The 21282-nt window shown below is 39.2% G+C and carries 16 protein-coding genes; 8 read left to right on the forward strand and 8 right to left on the reverse strand.

Annotated elements, in window-relative coordinates; all coding sequences use genetic code 11:
* Positions 1-2: 2 nt before the first annotated feature.
* From JWG40_RS02820 to JWG40_RS02840, 5 genes are read left to right on the forward strand one after another with little or no spacing between them, the layout of a single operon-like run.
* Positions 3-614, forward strand: a complete 612-nt coding sequence (locus JWG40_RS02820; protein WP_205284358.1) for a formate hydrogenase — start codon at positions 3-5, stop codon at positions 612-614.
* Positions 611-1828, forward strand: coding sequence for a proton-conducting transporter transmembrane domain-containing protein (locus tag JWG40_RS02825; protein WP_205284359.1), 1218 nt, complete (start codon positions 611-613; stop codon positions 1826-1828). Before JWG40_RS02820 ends, JWG40_RS02825 begins: the two co-directional genes overlap by 4 nt.
* Positions 1816-3246 (forward strand): hydrogenase large subunit, encoded by a 1431-nt coding sequence (locus JWG40_RS02830; protein WP_205284360.1) that lies wholly within the window; start codon positions 1816-1818, stop codon positions 3244-3246. The genes JWG40_RS02825 and JWG40_RS02830 overlap by 13 nt, the downstream gene beginning before the upstream one ends.
* Entirely contained in the window at positions 3243-4061 is an 819-nt protein-coding gene (locus tag JWG40_RS02835; RefSeq protein WP_205284361.1) for an NADH-quinone oxidoreductase subunit B family protein, read from the forward strand. Before JWG40_RS02830 ends, JWG40_RS02835 begins: the two co-directional genes overlap by 4 nt.
* Positions 4062-4066: 5 nt before the next feature.
* Entirely contained in the window at positions 4067-5299 is a 1233-nt protein-coding gene (locus JWG40_RS02840) for an adenylate/guanylate cyclase domain-containing protein (RefSeq protein ID WP_205284362.1), read from the forward strand.
* A gap of 30 nt (positions 5300-5329) precedes the next feature.
* Here the strand turns inward: JWG40_RS02840 and JWG40_RS02845 are convergent, their stop codons facing one another.
* The 3 genes from JWG40_RS02845 to JWG40_RS02855 all read right to left on the reverse strand — a co-directional run bounded on the left by JWG40_RS02845 (position 5330) and on the right by JWG40_RS02855 (position 8731).
* Positions 5330-6172, reverse strand: coding sequence for an HDOD domain-containing protein (locus JWG40_RS02845; protein ID WP_205284363.1), 843 nt, complete (start codon positions 6170-6172; stop codon positions 5330-5332).
* A 62-nt stretch (positions 6173-6234) separates the two neighbouring features.
* Positions 6235-7362: a SpoIID/LytB domain-containing protein gene (locus JWG40_RS02850; protein ID WP_205284364.1), complete on the reverse strand. Its 1128-nt coding sequence runs from the start codon at positions 7360-7362 to the stop codon at positions 6235-6237.
* A 49-nt stretch (positions 7363-7411) separates the two neighbouring features.
* Positions 7412-8731 (reverse strand): class I SAM-dependent RNA methyltransferase, encoded by a 1320-nt coding sequence (locus tag JWG40_RS02855; protein ID WP_205284365.1) that lies wholly within the window; start codon positions 8729-8731, stop codon positions 7412-7414.
* A gap of 46 nt (positions 8732-8777) precedes the next feature.
* Here JWG40_RS02855 and JWG40_RS02860 point away from each other — a divergent pair, with 46 nt between their 5' ends.
* Entirely contained in the window at positions 8778-10838 is a 2061-nt protein-coding gene (locus JWG40_RS02860) for an adenylate/guanylate cyclase domain-containing protein (RefSeq protein WP_205284494.1), read from the forward strand.
* A 31-nt stretch (positions 10839-10869) separates the two neighbouring features.
* Here JWG40_RS02860 and JWG40_RS02865 read toward each other — a convergent pair whose 3' ends face one another.
* On the reverse strand, positions 10870-11154 hold the full coding sequence (locus tag JWG40_RS02865; RefSeq protein WP_205284495.1) for an ATP-dependent Clp protease adaptor ClpS: 285 nt from the start codon (positions 11152-11154) through the stop codon (positions 10870-10872).
* Entirely contained in the window at positions 11151-12641 is a 1491-nt protein-coding gene (locus JWG40_RS02870; RefSeq protein ID WP_205284366.1) for a deoxyribodipyrimidine photolyase, read from the reverse strand. Before JWG40_RS02870 ends, JWG40_RS02865 begins: the two co-directional genes overlap by 4 nt.
* Before the next feature lie 293 nt (positions 12642-12934).
* On the opposite strand from JWG40_RS02870, the gene JWG40_RS02875 reads away from it, so the two are divergent.
* On the forward strand, positions 12935-14323 hold the full coding sequence (locus JWG40_RS02875; RefSeq protein ID WP_205284367.1) for an ammonium transporter: 1389 nt from the start codon (positions 12935-12937) through the stop codon (positions 14321-14323).
* Positions 14324-14343: 20 nt separating this feature from the next.
* Positions 14344-14688 carry a P-II family nitrogen regulator gene (locus JWG40_RS02880; protein ID WP_015678663.1) on the forward strand — a complete coding sequence of 115 codons (345 nt, stop codon included), beginning with the start codon at positions 14344-14346 and terminating at the stop codon, positions 14686-14688.
* 66 nt (positions 14689-14754) lie between these two features.
* On the opposite strand, the gene JWG40_RS02885 is transcribed toward JWG40_RS02880, so the two are convergent.
* Genes JWG40_RS02885 through JWG40_RS02895 form a run of 3 tightly spaced genes read right to left on the reverse strand, consistent with a single transcriptional unit; the run spans position 14755 to position 21167 of the window.
* Complete coding sequence (locus JWG40_RS02885; protein WP_205284368.1) at positions 14755-18054, reverse strand: GH36-type glycosyl hydrolase domain-containing protein; 3300 nt, start codon at positions 18052-18054, stop codon at positions 14755-14757.
* Entirely contained in the window at positions 18051-19757 is a 1707-nt protein-coding gene (locus tag JWG40_RS02890) for an ABC transporter ATP-binding protein/permease (RefSeq protein ID WP_205284369.1), read from the reverse strand. Before JWG40_RS02890 ends, JWG40_RS02885 begins: the two co-directional genes overlap by 4 nt.
* A gap of 51 nt (positions 19758-19808) precedes the next feature.
* The gene (locus tag JWG40_RS02895) at positions 19809-21167 is read right to left on the reverse strand and encodes an adenylate/guanylate cyclase domain-containing protein (RefSeq protein ID WP_205284370.1); all 1359 of its coding nucleotides are present in this window, start codon (positions 21165-21167) and stop codon (positions 19809-19811) included.
* Positions 21168-21282 lie beyond the last annotated feature (115 nt).

Below are 21282 nucleotides of genomic sequence, written 5' to 3' on the forward strand. Positions count from 1 at the left end.
TCATGATATACGATTTTATATACTTATTATTGTTACTCACCGGTGTAGTTGTTTTGGTAGAAAACCGGTTGAGTCGGATTATTTTTTTCCTAAGTGTACAAGGATTTCTTTTGGTTTTCCCTGTGTTGCAAACACATGAAGGAGATTGGAAACATGCCATCTCCCTAATTGTGATGGTAGTTTTGTTTAAGGGAATTTTAACGCCTTGGGTTTTGAATTGGACAGCAAACAAATCCAAGATGAACGAAAGTACGGCTCCTCGTTTTGGATACCTTGCCACTTTGTTATTTATGGTTCTTGGTTTGGTTCTTGCGGTAAAGATTACGGAAGGAGTTTCTGTTCTTTCTATTCCGGTTCATAAAATCGGACTCATTTATGTAATTTTACTTGTGTATGTAGGTATTCTTTGTTTTGTTGTTAGGCGAAACTGGCTTGCTCTCATCGCCGGGTTTTGTGTTTTTGAAAATGGAATTTTTGTTTTGACTATGGTATTAGATAAAGGTCTTCCCGTAGGCCTTGAGTTCGGATCCTTTTTGGATGCCATCCTTGTCATTGTTTCAGGTGGAATTTTGCAACTCTCTCCCCATATGCACACAAAGGAGAGAAAATTATGATGGCAGAATTGTTTTATCTTTCTGGAGTATTGGCCTTTGTTGTTATTTTTTTGGTTTCTGTTATGGCGCCAACCAAAGGACAGACTCGCATTTGGTTATGGAGTATTTTGAAGATTTGTTTTTTCGGTTCTTTGTTTTACTCCTGGTTTACAGATAATATTGTTCTCAAGTGGATTTTAATTGAAGCCTCCACACTTTTTGGGGCTTTGCTCATTTCTTCCAGTGGCACGGAACGTTCCTTTCATGTGGGTTGGAAATTTTTATTAATCAATTCTTATGCACTTGGACTTGCCTTTTTGGGAATTGTAATCCTTTTGTTTGCTTCCACCCCATTAGAAAATTTAGATTTTGATTCCCTCAAGCAAGGGTTAGTTGGCCAGAGTGGGCTTTTAATTGAAACAGGAATCCTTCTGACTGTTTACGGATATAGTGGGAAGTTGGGGCTTGTTCCCAATCACTTTTGGGTGGGAGATACCTATGCGGAGAGTCCAAGTCAAATTTCTTCCCTGATCGCTTCGTTTGTGCCAGTCAGTGTAGTTCTTGCCTTACGTCCCCTGATACAGTTGGAACGTGAAATCAATCCACATATCATTAACGCTGCCAATGGAATTCTTTTTATCGGTGTTTTAACCATTCTGTATTCTACCCTAATTCTTTTTTCAAGGGAAGACATTCGTAGGATTTCAGCGAAGGTTGCACTTTTCCATACAGGTATGTTAACTTTATTTTTGTGGTTAGATGTATCTGATGATGTATTTTACTTTTTGTTAACTACGACTGTGCTCGTAAAACTTTTGATTTTTTTATCAATGGGAATTTTACGAATGGATGCAGGGAAAAGGAATATTTCACAGATCCTAGAAAAATCATCTCTGAGTCACAAAGCATTGTATATGTATTTGTTGGCACTTCTTGTTGCGTTTGTTTTTCCTTTGTCTCCTGTTTTTGTTTTGGATTTAAAAGTCATTGAAATTGCTATTAAACAAAAAATGTTTTTACTATTTTTGTTTCCTATTGTTGGAGCTATATTCTTTTTCATCGCACTTAACAAAGTACTACCTTTGGTTCGGTTGCCCAATCGGAATTTTGAATCAGGGGTGTATGGAATACTACAAACTCGGTTGGTATTCTTTTGGTTTAGTTTTTTATTCACCGTATTTGTTGGTACATACGGTTTAACTTATCTAATGGCAGAGCATATATGGAAAAGATAACAGGCATTACTAATTTCGATGGTGTTTATCACCAGTATGTGATTCGTGATCAAAAACTAATTCGGGAAGAAGTAGTTTCTAAAAAAAGTAACATTGATTTTCTTTTAGATCCCCAATATCCGGTTTGGCTTGTTCGTCATGCCTTTGGGCAAGATATGGGTGTTGAAGATTATTCAGATCAAAAGGAAGAAGATTATTTATCCGACAATCGTGGGAAAAACCTTTCCTTACACCAAAAAACTGGACTTGTCAGAGACTTGGCATATCACGGCTTGCACGTTCCTTTTCATGAAGGAACTTATTCTCATGCAGTGGGTCCAATTCACGCAGGGATCATTGAACCAGGTCACTTCCGTTTTATCGTAGAGGGAGAAGAGATTCGTCACCTAACGATTCGTTTGGGTTTTCAACATAGAGGGATCCGCGAAAAAATCCAAGGAAAACCAATGTCTGTGGTTATACCTTTTTCTGAAACCATTTCCGGGGATACAAGCGTTGGTTATGCGGTCTCTTTTAGCAAAATTTATGAAGAAATGTATGGGATCAAGGTTTCCCAAAATATCGCTTTATTTCGCTCCTTTTTAGTCGAGTTGGAGCGAATTGCGGTCCATATTGGGGATTTAGGTGGGATTTCGGAAGATATAGGATATTACCCACTGTATGGGGTCTGTGTCACGGATAGAGGGGCTGCCCTTGGTCTTATGGAAACATGGACTGGAAATCGATTTGGGAAAGGAGCCGTTCGTCCAGGACGTGTTCGGGTGAACCAGCGCATTACCGCAAAACAAGCAAAAGATGCTTTTTTTAATCTAAAAAAAGTTTATTTCAAGCGAGTTCGTCCACAGATCTTACGAGCCCTTTCTGTTTCCACTTTAAAGGAAAGGATGCAGGGTTGTGGTTTTATATCTGAACTTGATGTGCAAAAAAATGGATTTTTGGGAATGGTTGCTCGTATGGCCGGGGTCTGTGATGATTTGAGAGTTGGTAATCCTGATTATCCAGATTGGACTGTTTTGCCACTACAAGAAGAACATCATCATTATAATGGCGATGTTTGGGCTCGTATGTACATTCGTTACACGGAAATTGAACAATCTTTAAAATGGATGGAATCACATTTGGAAGATTTGGATTGGGAATCCTTATGGTCCGAAAATGATAAAACAAGAGGAACTCAAATCGAGAAAGAATGGAAACCAAAATCTGGAATTTATACGGCTGCGGTGGAAGCATGGCGTGGTCCTTTACTTGTATCTTTGGATTTTGATCACGAAGGCCTCGTGAAAAATTCTTATATTCGTGATCCATCAGTGTTGAATTGGCATGCATTGGAATTGGCAGTTCGTGGAGAACAAGTTGGCGATTTTCCTTTGAACAATAAATCATTTAATCTTAGTTATGTTGGGTTTGATCTATGAATTTCTTATATGAGTTAAAGAGCTTTATTTTCCCTAAGAATGTATTGAATTTTGATACTGCTTCTCCGGTTCATCCGACAAGTCGCGGCATTCCCGTACCGACAACAAAGATGCGGGAGGGATCTGGTTCCTTGAGCCAATCAGCAGCGGTTTGTCCGACGAAAGCAATCCGAATAGTTTCTGATTCCGAAGTTCAGTTTGATTATGGGAAATGCCTGCAATGTGGACTTTGTACAGAATCTTCGGATGGCAAACTTCGTGATTCGGGTTTCATTTATACCTTTGCCTTAAGTCGTGAGGAATTCAAAGTCACTTACGTTTCTGGGCAAATGGCAAAAGTAAGTGACTTGTCTCAACCACTAACACCAAACCAGGAGAAGTTTCGCGCATTGACAAAAAAACGTGGGTTTCTTTATAGAGAGGTTGCCGCTGCAGGAAACAATACTGTGGAATCGGAGCTGAATGCTTCTTTTAATTCGGTTTTTGACTCGGAAAGAGAAGGGGTTCGTTGTGTTGCCAGCCCCAAACATGCAGATGCCATTGTCTTTTCTGGTCCCGTTGGTGAAAGGATGGCAGGTCCACTGGAAACTGCTTGGGATGTCATAAGTGAACCCAAAGCCCTCATTGCCTGCGGGACAGAAGCGGTGAGTGGTGGATTGTATCCTATGGGCAAAATTCCCAAAGAACCAGATCTTTATATTTCAGGAGATCCCCCAAGGCCAGATGTCATTCTGCAAGGTTTTCGTCTTTTAATGGGAAGATTTTCCTTCCGGTTTCAAGAGGAGCTTCACAAAATTTTAGAGAATGAAAAATAAGGTGCGTGGATTTAGAAAAAGAAGAAATCGTTCGTGTCCTGGTCCTAGAACCCCAAAAGAAATCGTATGATACCATCTCCCAATTACTCTCTGAGTGGTTTGGAGATTACATCGAACTGACTTGGCGCTCTGTTTTTGAAAACGGAGCCGAAGAAATCAAAAAAGCTCAGTATGATCTTTTAATTACAGAAATCCAATTCCCTGAACTCGAAGATTCTCCCGAATCTATTTTAGAATCGATTATGGATTTAGCAGGTCCCTCCGAACTTCCCGTGGTTGTGTTTACGAAAGCCGAAGGGAAACAACTTCCCATCCACGCTTTCCAATTAGGTATCAATGAATATTTCGGCAAACGAAGGTTAAAGAAAAATGTATTGGAACATAGGTTTAGAAATTTGTTCCGAGAAATTTACCGCAAAAAAGTAGTCTCCATCCAAATGGACGACAGCCTAAAACGATTCCAAGATCTTTACGGTATGAACCAATCAGAGATTCAAGATTTGAATACGATGGTGAAAAAATTTAAGAAAGAATTGGAAAAAGAATACGAAGAAAAACTAAATCTCGAAACCGAAAAAAAGAAAATGCAAAATGTTTTCGGTATGTATGTTGATCCCATCATTGTTGAAAGTTTGATGAATAACACACTTTCCCTTGATCAAAAAGGAAAGGAACAGGAAGTATCTGTCTTATTTTCGGATATTCGTGGTTATACGACCTTGTCAGAAAAAATGAAACCAGAACAAGTAATTTCATTTTTAAATGAATACTTTACCGCAATGACAGAAGTGATTTTGGGTTATGGCGGAATGATCGATAAATACATAGGTGATTCCATCATGTGTTTGTTTGGTGCCCCTGTTTTTCAAGAGGACCATCGACAAAATGCTTTGGACTGTGCCGTGGAAATGGTGCAAGTTTTTGAACTTTGGCAACCTAAATGGCAACAAATCTATGGATTTACTCCACAAATTGGCATTGGTTTGGCCTCAGGGAAAGCCATAGTAGGGAACGTAGGATCCTTCCAAAAACTTTCTTATACAGCCGTTGGCGATACTGTAAATATGGCAAGCAGATTGGAATCGATTGCAAAACCAATGGAAGTTTATGTGTCAGAAGGATTGTATAATTTTCTTCCAGAGGAGTATGCTAATAAGTATAAGTATGAAGAATTGGAACCTGTGAAAATCAAAGGAAAAGAAGGGTTACACCGAATTCTCAGTGTAAAACCCATCTAATCGGTGTTTGTTTTTGCTGGAATGTTTTCTCTAAAGAGTACTGCAAAACTGATACAATTCGTTTGCTTTCAGTTTTTCATCTTTGAGGGTAAGAAATGTTTTTTGGTCCACGATCTCAAGGCCTAAAGTTGATTTGTATTCTTCAAATTTTTCCTCAAGGCCTGGCTCCTTTTTGCCGTGGCCTGTAAACTTTGCGATCACCCCAGCAAATCCAATGATTTGTCCGAGAGTTGACTGTTCGTTTACCGGTTTGGAAAGGTCATCAATGGAAGTAATGATAATGTTTGGCATCTTCCAAAGTTTGGCGGCAGCACTACCTATTTCATAAGAATCCACGCCAAAAGATTTTTTTTCGAGGGAAATTAGAGTTGCATCCGATGTTTGGAATTCGGTAAGCACATCCACATATTTTTTTCTATCAATCGTATTGAGTACAATTCGTCCGAGGTCTTGCATCAGACCACAAGTGATGGCAAGTTCTGCTTCTTTTTTGAATTTCTTTTCTTCGCAGAGAATTTGAGCAAAAATTCCTTTGGCAACCGAATGGTCCCAAACTTCATCCCGGAATTTTTTATAATTTCCTTGGCTAAAGAGTGAGTCTGTCATAGACATCGCCACCATACTCCTAACCGTTTTGAATCCCAAACGAGTGATGACCTGTTTCATATTGGCAACTGGGTTACCTCTTGAGAAAAAGGGAGAGTTGGCAAGTTTCAGAAGCCGTGCCACTAACACTTGGTCGGATTGGACTTTTTTTTCTAACTCTCCAAAGGAGAGTTCGTTGTCGTCATCTAGGGAAAGTACGGAGAGTAAGACTGGCGGTACAATCGTCAGGTCTTTGATTTGGGAAAGGTATTCTTCTACAGTTGCCATTCGGATAGGGACCTAAAGTCAGGATCTAGAAAGATCAGACTAAGGAAACCAAAAACTCCCAACTACCTGGCAACTATTCTTGCGAATTCGATTCCTTTAAAATAGTGTTGTAGGATTTCCCTGTGGTTGAATTGGCTTTTTGCCATAGCAAAACTTCCCCATTGGGACATTCCTACACCGTGGCCAGAACCGAGCCCCTTAACATAATACTCTCCCGACTCTTCTTTACGAATTCCAAATCGTGTGGATTTGAGTTTCGTTGCGCCAATTTTTTTTCGAAATTCAGTGGCTTTGATTTTTTTGGATCCAGAACTTCCAATGATTTCCATTTCATTCACCCGAGACGAGGGAAAACGACTTGATACAATGATATCCTGGATTTCACCGACACCTAAATATTGTAAGTTGGTATTCACATAATCTGGTTTCCATTTTTCTTCCCAAGAATACTGATCCCCATCTTTATCATATTCGGATGGAACCGGTTTTAAGTATTCTACGGGACTACCCCAAACATTGATGGGATCTTCAGTATATCCACCGGCATTGGAATGGAAAAAACTTTGGATGGGTTGTCCTTTATGAATGAGGATAAGACCCTCTGTTTCAAATACAGCTTCCGTTGTATTTCTATGTTCTTTGTTTTTTCCTTTGTATACTTGGGTGTTTGTGGATGTATCAACATCAAACTCTTGTTTTTTGCGATTTAACATTTCACGCACTACATAAGTCCTTGCACAAACTGCTTGGGCTTTGAGTGCTTCTTTCGGCCAAGAGGCACTGACTTCAGAAGGAACTACACTCAAAAGGTATTCTTCGATAGGAACTAAATTGATGATATAAACTTTTCCATCCACTGGTTTTAGTAGAACGGATCCTCTATAACTCACACCTTTGTATTCCAAAAATTGGGAATCACTCTGAATGGAGATGGGAGCTTTGAGTGCAGTCGGATTTAAGGATAAAAAATCGTAAGCTTTTTTTATCGTAAGCTCATTGGCATCACGCACAATGATTTCCCCTGAGGACTTAAACGTTTCCTCCTCGGTAGCATAGCCAAGAAATACTCGAACTGGTTTGGATTTGAAATTGGATTCTTCCGGTGTCCAGTTGGTCACCATCACACTCGCACAACCGATTTGCCCTAAGATAGCGACGCAGATGAATAAAATCGATTTTTGAATCTTCATAGTACCCTCGTTTCTATTTTCGGTGGAAATTCAAAATTGGTGAAGGGAATTATGAAGACTTTCTGCGAAAGAATAACACAGATTCTGTGTGAGGAGTGTGCGGGTAGGGATCAATCAGAATTCCATCCACAAAATCATATTTTGAAAGAAAGATCGATACATCTTCTTTTTGCGAATAAGGATTACAAGAGACATAGAACACATACTCAGGTCCAAAATCGCGAATCCATTGGTTTACCAATTTACCAGCTCCGGCCCTCGGTGGATCCAAAATCAAAGTGGCATTCTCTTTTTGTTTTAAAAGTTCTGTGGACATAAACAAATTAGCGATTTGGAAGGAAAAAGATTTGTTCGGATAATTTTCCAAAAAGGTTTTGGATGCAATTTCAATGGACGATTCCGTAAGTTCGTATCCATCCACATTTTGAAAGGAATCACCGTATAACAAAGAAAAGAAACCGTTCCCACAAAACATATCGATTAGATTTTCACAAACCTTAGGTAGTCGTTCTTTGATAAAAGATAAGATTGGTAAAAAACCTTTGGGGTTCGGTTGGAAAAAGGAATCAAAGGGAATCTGAAAGCTTTGTCCGAGGACAATTTCAGTAAATGTAGATTTTCCTCGTAACACTTCCGGTCGTCCAAAAGCAGAAACCTCTGATTTTGGTCTGTTGTAGCAAAAGAGTAGGGACTCTTGTGATAAAGTTTCCAAACAAAGTTTACGAAAACTTTCCATGGATGGATGTGATTCATATCCATCGGTAAAAGTAAAAATTAAAATTCCATCTTCTGTATTTTGTGCTTTTCTGATGGTAAGATATTTTAATCCGCCTTCATCTGATCTTCGATCCCAAATGACTTCCGGTTTTTGATTGAGTACAGATTGTACCTCTTTTAGTGCCTCGTTGGCCCAGCTTGATTGGATGGAACAATTGGTGATGGGAACTACTCTGCGAAAATTTCCCCTTTGCCTTTGTCCAATGATCGGACCAGGGAATACAGAAAAATCCATCCTAGATCGGTACTCGTAAATTTGTTCAGAAGGGATGGGTGTGATGGAGATTCCTAAGTCTTTTTGGAATGTATTTAGGATGGGTGAAAATTTAAGTTCTAATTGTTCTTTGTAGTCGATGTGTTGGCCCGTACATCCACCGCATTCACCAAACACATCACATTTGACCAATTTCCAATCATGGTTACGGATGGTTTCCTTAATCCGTAAGGACCTTTGTCTTGGCCTACGTTTGACATACTCCACATGAAGTTCGTCACCAGGATAAACAAAGAAAACATTCACCTTTTTTCCGTTAGGTGCCGTTATGATTCCTGAAAAATCGGAATCTAAACTTTCCACAATGACTTTATCCAATGTTTTCTACTTGCCAGTTCCTTCTGATTTTTATAGGATTTCCGACATGGTTTTTTCGAAAAGACTCTTTTCTTTGTTTCTCCTCTTCCTTTCTTTTACGGGATTTCTCTCAAACCTGTCTGCCCAAGTCCTCCTCACCAACCAAATTTTGGACTTGAGGTCTGAGACTTCTTTTGGGCAATCCGTTCATAAATGGAGTTTCAAACCAGGGGACTCACCCCTCGTCACGGAAGAGAAGGAAGAGGATCTCTATTTAGATGAAGAAAACGGACAAACGAGAGCCCTACGTTTTGCTCATGCCCAACCTAGCTTGGAAGAATTGGTAAGAAATGGTTGGATTTCGGGATTCCAAATCCAAACCGCTTGGGACAAAGTGAAAGATGGGGATGGGGAATTATATTTTCCAGACTTCAAACAATACCTAGAAACGTATAAGGGATACGCTTGGTATAGAACAGAAATCCAAATTACCGAAGAGGACATCCGTTCTAAATTCAAATCAAGGAACTTAACCGTTCGGTTGGGCCAAATCAGCCAAGCCGATGCCGTTTATTGGAACGGGAAATTCATTGGAGGAACTGGTCTTCATTTGGATACGGAAGAAGGAGCTGAGTTGGAAGATAAATCGCTATACAGTGATAAAATCAGGTTCTACCAAATCCCAATAGACCAACTAAAAACAGACGAACCCAATATCCTTGCCATCCGAGTTTACGCGAAGTATCCTTTGAGTCCAGGGTTGAGTCATGATAAATTTTACCTGTCCTCTGTAAAGTATTCGGAACGAGCCGAGTATTGGAACGATTTTAAAAAGATTTTTGTGATCGTACTCACTTTGTTACTTGGTAGTTTTTATTTATATTGGCAATTTTTGTTTAGAAATGAAGATGATGCAACCATATACTTTGCGTTAGGCTCTATATTTATGGCATTCAATACTTTGTTTCAAAGCCAAATCATCTATTCTATTATCGGTGATGGGTTCTGGATCAAAAAAATCGAATATCTGGCTTGGATAGGCCTTGTCCATTTGTTATTTAACTTCATCGTTCGATTTGCTCATGTAAGACAAGGTTGGATCAAAACCACCAACCGGTACATTGATCTCGCCGGAATCGTTTCCCTACTTGTGGTTTTGGTTTCTCCGAATTTCCTTTTTTTATCTAAGTTTTTCTTCAGTTGGAGTTTTGTTACCATCATCCTTGGTGCAGCACTTTTTTATATTATCTTTCTCGGAAGAAAAGTCCCTTCTATGGGAACGGTTTCCCTCGGATTTTTTGCCTTCACCACTCTCATTCTCAATGATATCTTTGTGGAGATGCAATGGGAATGGTATCCAAGCCATACTTATCTAAAGGACTATGCCTTTGCCGCTTTTTCTGTATCGGTAGCCTTATCTATCGTAAAAAATATGATCGATTCCAGGAGACTTGTTGAAAAACAAAGAGAAGAAAAAGATAGGCTCTCAAAATATTTTTCACCTGCCGTAATGGAAACCATTGTTGCGGATAGTATCAAGTTAGGTGGAGAAGAAAAAAACATCGCTACTTTGTTCTCTGATATTGTTGGGTTTACCACCTTTGCTGAAAAAAATCCTCCTGGTGTTGTTCTTCAAAGTTTAAATACAATTTTTGAATCCTTATCCGAGTTGATTTTTCATTATTCCGCCACCTTAGATAAGTTTATCGGAGATGCCATTATGGCATTTTGGGGTGCCCCCAAACAAACAGAATTGGATGCCTATCATGCCATTGCTTGCGCCGTGGATATGCAGAAAAAAATGGAAGAGATCAATCAGGAATTAGGAGTCCCTCCTGGCACATTTCGTTTGCGCATCGGTGTCAATTTTGGCGAAGCCATTGTAGGTAATATCGGTTCTGTCAAACGAATGGACTACACTGTCATAGGGGATGCGGTCAATACTGCCGCACGATTAGAAAGTCATGGAATTCCAGGGAAGGTTGCCGTTTCTGAGGCAGCATTTCTTGCTGCTGGAGGGAGTGAATACATTGAATACGAAGATACCAAAGAACTCACACTCAAAGGGAAAGCTGAACCGGTCAAAGTGTACTTTGTAACGAAGGTAAAACCAAGGCCTGTTTCCTAAGTTTAGGAAATGATGGATTCGGGAATGAATTTCATAGACCTAATATGACCGTTAAGTTGGCATTTGTCATATTTTCTGCAACGGTTTCACATTCTTCCATACTGCCTTGAAAACAAACTGCTTTGCCGTTTGTATGAGCTTCCATGGCAATTTTTTTGGCATCCTTTTTGGTTTTGAAACAAAGTTTCATGAGACAATCTTCAACATAAGAAAATTCATGAATTGAATCATTGAACAGAATGACAAAATAGAAATATACGGAATCAAATTGGGTTTCTGTTTCTTCAAATGTAGAAGGTTGGTTCTGTTCTGTCATGGAAACAATGAGTCGGAGTTCCCGCACAGTTCACCAATATACTCCAAATAGGATTTCAGTTTAAACTTCTTTTTTGTGGAATCGGAGGACATAAACCGAACATTTCCGAATACGTTTCGTTCGGGAAACCATGGCCTATCAAAAAGTCCAAAACACCATAAAATCCCGGTATAAGAATTCGGATTTCGCCCATCGTATGCATATTTATGATTCAAATGTTCTAAAATTTGAAATGCTTCTTCATAAGTTTTTGTCCATTCGATTACTTTTTTTCCCCATAACATTCGCATATAGTTATGTATCCTTCCTGTTTTCACAAGTTCCGTTTGGGCAGCATTCCAGAGTTCATCATGTGTATTTGCGGATTCAAATTGTTCTAATGTATAAAGATATTCTCTGGTATCAGATTTATGTTTTTTAAAATTCGCCTTCACCCAATCAGGAAGATTTTCTAAATTGATATTGTTTGGTTTGTCTTTCCAGAAGAAAAGATAACCAATGTCTCGCCAGGTAATGAGTTCGTCTAAGAAGTGATTGGCGGAAGATGATTCCGAATAAAAATGTTCGCGGTCTCCCGGTTTTTGGTGGCTCATCCATTCAGGATTCCATTTTCCGTTAGATGTAACCTCTAAGACTGAGTGAAAAATTTCTTCAATTCCAATATGCCCAAAGTGAAGGTAGGGCGAAAGTCCACTTGTAGCAGTGATCTCAGGTCGGTTTGGTTCGGAGCGACCAGTTTCATAGGTTTGTATTTTTTTTGTGACGAAAGATTTTAGAATTTTTAATGCTTCATTACGACCACCTTTCACTCCTTTGGTGGGAGGGACGTCGTTTTTAAAATCAAACGACTGTAAAAATAAGTTTAAGTCTTTGGGGAGTCCAAATCCAACAGGAGGTTTTGTGTTTCCATTCAGCCCAAGTAGGTCTTCTTTTTTCCATTTTGGTTTTGTGAACTTCGGCATCCCTTTTAAAAATTCTTTATGAATCCAAATTCTCAGAATTCTTGCAGCACTCGCCGCCCTTTCAAAACGGGAGAGGGGAAGGAGAGAATTACTATCCACCGCAATAAGTGGACAATTGATTTTTTTAGAAAGTTTTTCTATTTGTTTTGGGATAATAAAACAAGGAAAGTCATCGGTAATAATTGCGACTGCATCTTTGGCAATTTCCTTTAAGATTCCCCGTGCGGGATTTGTTTTGGATTCTACAAAAGGCCAGTAATTGATGTCGAGTTCATCTGCTCTTGTTTGGTTGTCATACATCCCTTCTAAGATAAATTTATGGATCCTTTCTGAATTCCAGGGATAGTCGCTGCGTAAACCTTCATATACAATGAGTTCTTTATTTTGTTCTTTAGCAAGGGAGACTGCATAGGCAAAGGCATGATTTGAGTCAAACCGACGGTAAGCCTGCATCCAATAGAGGATGTACTTTCCGCTAGAAAACAAAGGTTTATCATTACAAAGCCGGATTCGTTCCTGGTTCACTACTATTAGAGCGTTGAAGGAAAGATTCGTTTCCTATTTTTTTGTCCGAAGCAAGAGAGAAGGAAAGGGGATTGCTTATAAAATGTACTATTCGGCACTATTATTGGCAAAATGTCTCAAACTTGGAATGTCTTCTTAAGCCTGGACAGAACCATTTACCAAGAAATCTAAACAAAATGGAGGGTTTCTAGGCATTAATTCATTTTTTTCAATCTCTTTCTCCTTCAAATTCAATTCGGGTACCAATCTTGCACTGTTACTAAGCAAATAACATGGAAAGGAAACATGGCAATATGAAACAGTATTTCAAATCAATCGCCTTCCTGCTCCTGGTTGTTCCGATGTTCCTTTTTGCAGATGAAGCTGCAACCGTCGCGAACCCGGCGCAAGAAACCGCAAATGCAATCCAAACTTTAACCGTTGGTTTAGACACCTTATGGGTGCTAGTCGCTGGTATGTTGGTATTCTTTATGAATGCCGGATTTGCTCTCGTTGAATCGGGATTCGCTCAATCAAAGAACACCGTGAACATCCTTGCTAAAAACTTTATCGTTTTTGCAGCTGCAACTTTCTCCTACTGGGCAATTGGTTGGGGTTTGATGTTTGGTGACGGATCTCCTTTTTTGGCAACCGAAGGTTTATTTTTCTTAGGTGGTGCTGATAACTCACCTGCAATCGGTGATGCATACCAAGGTGTGTATTCTTCTATGAATTGGACAGGTGTTCCTCTTCTTGCTAAATTTTTCTTTCAATTGGTTTTTGCAGCAACTGCAGCAACTATCGTGTCTGGAGCTGTGGCAGAACGAATTAAATTTCATTCCTTCCTTATCTTCTCCTTTATTCTCGTAGCGTTTCTGTATCCGTTCACAGGTCACTGGGTATGGGGTGGTGGTTGGATTGCAGGTCTTGGTTTCCATGACTTTGCAGGATCTACCGTAGTACACTCCGTAGGTGGTTGGGCCGCTCTTGCCGGTGCCATCGTTCTTGGTGCTAGGAAGGGAAAATTTTTACCTGATGGTAGAATTAAACCAATTCTTGGTCACAACATGACATCCGCTGCCCTTGGAACACTTATCCTTTGGCTCGGTTGGTTTGGATTTAACCCTGGTTCTACTATGGGTGTAGGTGATGGAAGTGTTATGGCGCACGTAATTGTAACCACTAACATTTCAGCAGCTCTTGGAGCACTTGCCTCTACTGTTACTGCTTGGATCATTTTGAAAAAACCTGACCTTGGTATGATTCTCAACGGAACTCTCGCGGGTCTTGTCGGGATCACGGCTCCATGTGCGATTGTTAGTCCAACATCTGCTGCCATCATTGGTGCTGTGTCCGGTGCTCTCGTAGTATTGTCTGTTCTTTTCTTTGATAAAATCAAAATTGATGACCCGGTAGGTGCAACTTCTGTTCACTTAGTATGTGGTATTTGGGGAACATTGGCAGTTGCCATCTTCGGTTACGAAGGTTCACCTGCAGGAGTAGAAGTTCCTTCCATTTTAACTCAGCTTTACGGAATCCTTGCTATTGGTGGTTTCACATTTGCAATATCTTTAGTATTGTGGTTTGTCTTGAAACTAGCTGGTGGAATCCGAGTGGGTGAAGAAGAAGAACTTAGTGGATTGGATCTTGGGGAACACGGAGCAGAAGCTTACCCTGATTTTAATATCCGAGCTCGCGGTTAAGGGAATAGGAGTATAACATTATGAAAATGATAATTGCAATCATCCAACCACATAAGTTGGAAGAAGTTAAAGCAGAGTTGACTAAAAACGAAATTTATCGTCTTACAGTTTCTGACGTTCAAGGTTACGGACAACAAAAAGGAAAAACAGAAGTATTTCGTGGACACGAATACACTGTTAATTTGCTTAGAAAAGTTCGTTTAGAAATTGCGGTAAATGATGAATTCGTAAAACCAACTGTTGATGCTATCTTAAAAGCAGCAAAAAGTGGAGATGGAAAAATCGGAGACGGAAAGATCTTTATCACTCCATTAGAAGAAGTGATTAGAATCAGAACCGGCGAGAAAGGAAAAAGCGCAATCTAACTTCCTTTAGAAAAAGGAAAAATCGGAAAACGTGTAGGGGAATATTCCCTTGCACGTTTTTTATTTTTATCGTAACAATAACGTTAGCTGATTGTTATCCTCTTTTAGAAACAATTCCAAATCAGAAAATTGGATCCGAACACCACCTCTACGGTAATGATTATTTTTCCTAACAAAAGGAATAGATTTTTGGTTCAAAATTACTGATTCCACTGTGGCGTTATCAGATTCCACTTCATAGAGAATCGTAAGATTTTTCTCTCGCAGTTGAATATTCTTTTGTAATCCATCCAAACCCTTTGGGAGCGTGGGATCAAATTCAATTCCATCATAATAAACTTTGATTCCGAACAGACATTCATATACTAGTCTGATATAAATCCCTGGTCCACTTGAATAGACCCTCCAACCGCCTTCTAGTGGAACATTGCCCGATAATATTTCTTTGTATTCTTTACTTGCTTGGTAACGATCCAAAAATAAAGCATCCGAACTCGAATAATAACAGTTAGATTGTCTTCTTGTTGCCTGTGGAATTTTCTTTTGGATTCCAATAGGGTTCACCAAATTTAGGTGATAAAAGAATTCTTCTGACCTACCCAGATGAGAGAGTGCTTCACAATAACGTAAATGAGCATGTGTGTAAATGAGTCCAATTTCCCTGCCAAAGTAACTGGCAGTTTCTGCCCGTTTAAATTCTTTACTTTCCCCGTCAGAATAGGGAATTGGGGAATCAAAAAGCCGGACTCCGTCAGGTCCCATAAGGAAACTTTTAATTAGGGAAAGATGGGTTTCCACTTCCTTCTCGTCTAAAACTTCGGACAGAATTCCGTAAATCATGGGAAGGACACTGTAATGAATTCCCGTTTTTTTATCGGATGGATGTAAGTAGAATTTTTGCGAATCGTCGTCTGAAAAATAGCGTAACCCGGATAAGATTCCATCTGCCATACAATGTTCTTTGATGTTTTGTTCCAATGTTGCCAGTTCGGTTTCGAAGTTTTTTTGTCTTTCGCTTTGGTTTGTTAGGTGAAATATTGTGATCAGTGCTTTATAGGTAATGGATTGTAATTCTGCCGTCCAAGTGCTTACTGCATGGGTCCGAAACTCAGCACGAACCGGCTGTAAAGAATCATTCCAATCGCCGTTTCCATAGATTGGAAGTTTGGTGGTGGGAACCAAACGATCGTTCATTAGAGATATCGTTTTGTCAATGGCCTGAAGGATGGTCCTTGGCTTGGGGCGGTGGGGTCCAGTTGTTGTTTCTTTTAGAAAGTCTAAGTCATTGGTTCTTTCTAAATAAGAGCTTAGAGCAAGGATCGGCCAATAGATAATATCTCCATGGGAATCACTGGCTCGAATCTTTTGGTCACGTGGATAGAGCATAAACCATTGTGGCCAATCTCCATCTTCATTTTGTTCTTGGAATACCTTATAAAGTAAACTACGGCAAGATTCCGCCTCTCCCATTGCGAGTAAAAATTCAAAAGCTCCTTGGCATACATCTCTTGTGCCCCATCCACCACCCGAGTACTGTTCGAGTCCTCTCGGATTCAAATAGTGGATGCGTGCATTTTGTTCGAACCAAGGGAGAATTTCCTGAATTTGTTGTAAACAATGAAATTTTGCATTCTGGATTTTGTCGTTAGGTGACGAAAAGGAAAAGGAAACATTTTGTTTTTCGATTTCTTGGTAATTTTGAAATGAAGTTTCCAAATTTCCTTGGATGGTAAATCTTAAATAAGAATTTACAGATACCCGTGCTGTGAGATAGGACTGATTCCTAGACTTACCATCGGGGAATAAAAATCGATCATCAGAGATTTCCCAAGTGTTTAAGGATTCGGATTCGATTTGGAATCCTTTGCCATCTAACCTTTGGTAGAGGGAAGATTCGGGATTTGGTTGGATTTGGATCTTTGTTTTGTTTGTAACTATAATTGGAGGTTCTTCTAAAGAACCGTTGTCGCCATCGAGTGCGATAGGAAAGGAGAGTAGGTAATTTCTCGAATTTTTTTCTGTTGTTTTTAATTGGAAGTTGATTTTATGATCTTTCGTTGTTTTGACTTGAATCTGTAATTTTTCTTTATTCCAAAGATAAATCCATTCCATTCGATGGGGCTCCATGATTACGAAAGAAGGAGAATCTAGGAGTGCCAATTCGGAATCTTCCTCTCTAAAAATACGAAACCCGTAAGAGTGAAATAATCCAATATAACTATGGTTTCTTGATAGGTATTGGTTTATACTGGTATGGCCCTCTGTGAGTTGGGATAAAAAAATTCCTTTGTAATAACAGGTAGTGGTTAGAGAGGATTCGTCCGGCCTTAAGGTGAGTCCTGTCCTAAGGATTTGTCCGTGGGGACGTAAACAAAGGGATTCCTTTTCTTTTAAGACCACATGGGTGGATTCATTTGTAAAAAAAGATAAAATAGATCCGGTATCATCTTTTTCTACTTCTCTCCAAGGATTCGGAAAAAAGGATTTTAAATCCAATTCGGTTGCTTTGTCGCCATATTTTGGTTTGGCGGAAGTGAAAAAACTCGGAATGGATGGTGAAAAAGGTAACTCTATATTTGGGATCTTTTTCCGGTTGGTGATGGTTTTTTCAATGAACGATCCGGTTTCGTTAAATGATTTTAGAGTTTCTAGATTTGAAAAGAGTGATCCATAAAAAGAAGAACTTTGACTCTCCCTTGGTTTTAGAGTGAATGCTTCTCTTTCTAAACCTATTATAGAATGTTCACCTTGTCTTCGTTTGCCGAGTAAAGGGTTGTTTAAACCATTTGGATATAAATCCAAACCATCGGTAACATAAGAACTAATGCGTTCGGAACTAAATAAAAAACTGGCAGGATGTTTTCCTGATACCAATTCATTTTGTCTAGATAGGATTCCATAACCAAAATCTTTGGAAAAAATGGGTTCGTGATGGATGTAATGGCAGACAAAATATTCATTCAGTCTTGAAGCTGAGTATTCGCAAATTCCAATATCTTGCACATAAACCAAATCACAAAGTAGCGAGTGATCATTTTGGTTTGTGAGTACGACTTGGTATTTCCAGATAGGTTCGTTCGGATGGAGTTCCAAATACAATGTAAAATCTATCTTATGACAGCTTCCTTCCGAAAGATAACTAGATTCGGAAATTTGGAACAATGAATTTGATTTTGGCCCGAGTAAAGGGAAAACCAGAAGTTCGTTTTTAGTATGAATCCTCAAGTAAATATTACTCACGCTGGGTTCCATCTCGTTGCCTAAATACAGGTTTACCAGTAAATCATGGAAACGAATGGAATGAAGATTTCCATTGGATAGAAAATGAAACTTTAATCCGGACTGGTTTTGAATGGTTTGGATCATAGGTTATTGTTTGTTAGATGGAGTGGTGAAAGAGTCCATTTCCCGAAGTGAGAAATGTTTAAGTGGTAGTCGTATTCCAAAGCAGTTTCTTCGTCTTTTGCGATGACAACAGTTGCCACTCCCAGCCTGTGAAATAATTTTAATAGTTTTGAAATTTCAAATTTACCTAAACTAGACCCAGGCCTGTCGAGAATGAGAAACTTTGGTTTCACAAAAAGAATGCGGATGATTGCAATTTTGTATTTTTCAGCTAACGAAAGTTCCTCGTCCCATTCTTTTAAGGCTCTTAAACCCCCAAACCTGCGAACCAAAGATTCAAGCCCCATATATTTTAATTCTTTCAGAACCTCTGCATCGGAGACTTCTAAATTCAAATAGGCAGGAACAATGACATTACGAAGTCTTCCGGGAGGTAGGTAGGGTTGTTCGGGGAGAAAAAGGATCTCTTCCCAATTTGGTTTTTTAATTCTGCCTTCGGAGTGATTGCTGATACCGGCAATCGAACGAAATAAACTTAGTTTCACCGTTTCATCCAGGGAAGTGACAAGCCAACGTTCATGTCTATGAATAGTTAGCTTTAGGTTGTCTACGAGAAGTTTCGATTTGTCATTGGAATACAATGTGAAATTTTCAAAATCAATTTCATCGGCGTTGTAATTGGATTCTCTTACTGTTTTAGATTCTGTTTCAGAATGTAACATAGCGGTATCCAGGGAATGCAAACGTTTAACAACAGCTGAGAAAGCAGAGATGGATTGAAATTGTGTGACAATCAAGGAAAATGCATTGAGCAGGGTGGTAAATGCAAGGGCCGCTTGTGTGATCACACCAAATTCAATTTCCCCTCTTATATAACTAGGAGCTATGATAAACATGGGTATGATCTGAATGAAATAATTATAATTATTCGTGAATAGACTGAGTTTCAGGTTTACAGAGATCAGTTTTCTAAAGTTATTGACTAACTTCCGTAGCCTTGATTTCAATCGAACAGACATCCTTGCTTCTCTGTGTGTAACGGCAATAGACTCCGCATGTTGGCGGATATGGAGTAGGTCAGCTCTATAACTTGCTTCCATATCCAATTGATCATAATTAATACGAATGAGTGATTTCCCAAGAAAGATGGTGGAGATAGTTCCGGCCACAGCGTAAGCCACGGCTACAAGAAAAAGAATCGGGTTTATACTCCATAAAACTCCCGAAAAGGAAATTGCTGAAAAAACTCCACCTATAAAGAGTAAGCTGAAAGAGATTGTCGTTGTGGTAAAGGATTTGACATCATCTGTAATCCTTTGGTCGGGATTTTCGATCCCCGGTCTGCCAATGATTTGATGGTAAGTTCGTTCTGTTAGATAATTTTCTGTCAATCGCCAAGTGAGTTGTTCCCGCCAAAGGATACCAAGCCTTTCTTCCGCATACCGATAGACAGACCCGATGACAGAAGAAATTAAAAATACCAACGCATACAGTAGTGCGCTGGTATAAAATGCATTGGTATTTTTTTGTTCAATAGAAGAGATAAAGTCTCTTCCCACATAACTATTGATCACATTAAAAACATTAAACAAAATTACAAGGATCACGAGTATAATCCCGTAACGGATGGCAGTTGGTCCTTGTTTGGACTGAATCAGTTGCCGAATGATATTTGATAGCCGTAACCAGTTTTGAGATGGATTGGATTTTGATTGGGAAGGCATTGATATTTATCTAATTAAAAGGCATGGTTCCTATGGAAAGGCAAGGTCATTTCAAGATTCAATGGTTTCTATAGTCAAATCCATGATGACTTGGGTCCAGATGGTTTCTAGATGAGGGTTCCATTCCGAAGGAAGATTTTCTCGGAGAGTTGAGAGGAGGATGGGAACCAATTTTGGAAGGTCTTTTTTAGATATACCAAGGGATTCGTAAATAGAAGCAAGTTTTGAAACTTCTTTTTTTACAGAGATAGGGTTTCCTAACTTTTCAATGATGGATTCGATAGAGTTTAAAAACTCTTCTTGCGAAATGGGAAAATTTCCTTCATCTCCAATTTGGTTTGGCGTTGTATTTTCCTTGGTGAAGTTTTCCAATTTTTCAAGATAACTTTCGATCCAATGAGGATTGTATTCTAAAACATGATCAAAAGATTTTTGAATTTCTAAGATGGGGTCAGGTTTCCTAAAGCCAAGGACAGAGTAGGCTGTCATCTTTTCTGACTTTCCCCGTAACCTTGTGATTACTTTTTTATTCACAGAAAGGGAAGAACCGATCAAATTGTATATTTCATCTGAGACTAAAAACTGAGTGTTTGTTTTTTTATTCAATGCTTCGAGGCGGCTTGCCACATTCACAGTATCGCCAAGAACCGTTTGGCTTTTGTATTCCGAATGTCCAATATCCCCGTAAATGACATTCCCCGCATGGAGGCCGATGCGAATGTCAAAACTAAAGTTAAACCGATCCTTCATTTCTAAATTAAATTTTTTCAATTGGTCAAACATACGTAGACATGCTCGGATTGCGGAATGAATGGTCTCCCGTTTTGCTTCTTTGAGACCTTCTTCGTTTGCCGTTTTTAGTTGGTCTTTGTTTTTGATTTGGAAAAAAGCCAAAATTCCATCTCCGATAAATTTATCGATTCCCCCTCCATTATTTAAGATGGGTTCGCTCATTTCTTGAAAGAAACGGTTGAGAACAAAAACAACATCATAAGGTAAACTTGCTTCGGTAAATGCAGTGAAACCTTTGATATCAAGAAATAGAATCACCGCATAACACTCTTCCCCAGTTTTTGAAGATTTGGATTCACTGGTTACTGTTTTTAAATCTTTATTGTCTTTGATGATCCGTCTGAGTGATACATCCCCAAAAACTTCTGTTTGGCAAGCGAGTCGAATTTCCGAAGGCCAACCCTTTCGATCGGCAAGTATTTGTTCTCTTTCATTTCGATGGCTCAGATGGTCTAGGCCTTCTGTGATAAACACCCGACATGTTGTACATTTGGCATTTCCTCCGCAGAGGTGATAGAGCGGGTAATCGTGTTTGAGAGCTGTCTCGAGGATTGTGACTCCCGGTTTGTTTGTTTCTAAGGGAAAATTTTCTTTGTCTTCGAAGGTAACAATCGACATGAATCACCGCACTATTTAGGTAATTTAAGAATCCAATCTCTCTAAGGTCAGTGCAAGTCAGAAAAGTTAAGGTTTTGTGAAAATTGACCTGATTTTTGTCAAAACAAGTGAAAAA

This window comes from Leptospira abararensis (assembly GCF_016918735.1).
Classification (GTDB): Bacteria; Spirochaetota; Leptospiria; order Leptospirales; family Leptospiraceae; genus Leptospira_A; species Leptospira_A abararensis.